General features: G+C 75.7%; 1 protein-coding gene. It reads left to right on the forward strand.

Annotated elements, in window-relative coordinates; all coding sequences use genetic code 11:
* A partial coding sequence (locus tag ACYVE9_RS28395) for an IucA/IucC family protein (protein ID WP_461030756.1) occupies positions 1-963 on the forward strand: 963 nt, incomplete at both ends.

Genomic DNA, 963 nt, shown 5'->3' on the forward strand with positions numbered 1-963 from the left:
CGGCAGGGCACCGCCCCGGCCGGCTACCGGCTGCTCCCCGCCCACCCGTGGCAGTACGCGATGCTGCGCGACCACGCCGCGCTGCACGCCGCCCGGTTGCGCCGCGACCTGCTCGATCTGGGCCCGGGCGACGTGCCCTTCGCCCCCACCGCGTCGGTCCGCACCCTGTACGACGGGCGGGACTTCCTGAAGTTCAGCCTCAACGTCCGCATCACCAACTGCCTCCGCAAGAACGCCGACTACGAACTGGCCGGCGCCGTCGCCCTGACCCGGCTGCTGGAACCGGTCGCCCGTGAGCTGGCCGTCCGGTTCCCCGGCTGCGACCTGCTGCGCGAGCCGGGCTACCGCACGCTCGACGTCGGCAGCCGCGACCTCACCGAGGGCCTCGGCGTCATCGTGCGCGAGGGCCTGTCCGCCCGGCTGACCCCCGGGACCACCGGGCTGCTGGCGGCGGCGGTCGCCGACGAGCACCCCGGCGGCGACGCGCACCTCGGCCGGCTGCTGGCGGGCGCCGGACCGCGGGAGGCCCTCCGCTGGTGGGAGACCTACCTGCGGCTGCTCGTGTCACCGGTGCTGGCGGCCTTCTTCGACCACGGCGTGGTACTGGAACCGCACCTGCAGAACGTCGTCGTGGGTGTCGGTCCCGACGGGCACCCGCGGCAGGTCCTCTTCCGCGACCTGGAGGGCACCAAGCTGCTGGCCGGCCGGCACACCGCCGCACTGACCCGGCTGCCCGCCACCGTCGCCCGCCCGCTGACGTACAGCCGGGCCCGGGGCTGGGACCGGGTCGTGTACTGCCTGCTGGTCAACCACCTGTCGGAGATGCTGTCCGCGCTCGCCGACCTGCACCCGGACCGGGAGACGGAGCTGTGGGCGGCGGTCGCCCGGGTGCTCACCGAACGCCGCGCCGCCCACGGCGACCCACCGGAACTGCGCGCGCTCACCGCGGGGGCGCCGCTCCCG

This window comes from Streptomyces sparsus (assembly GCF_054776295.1).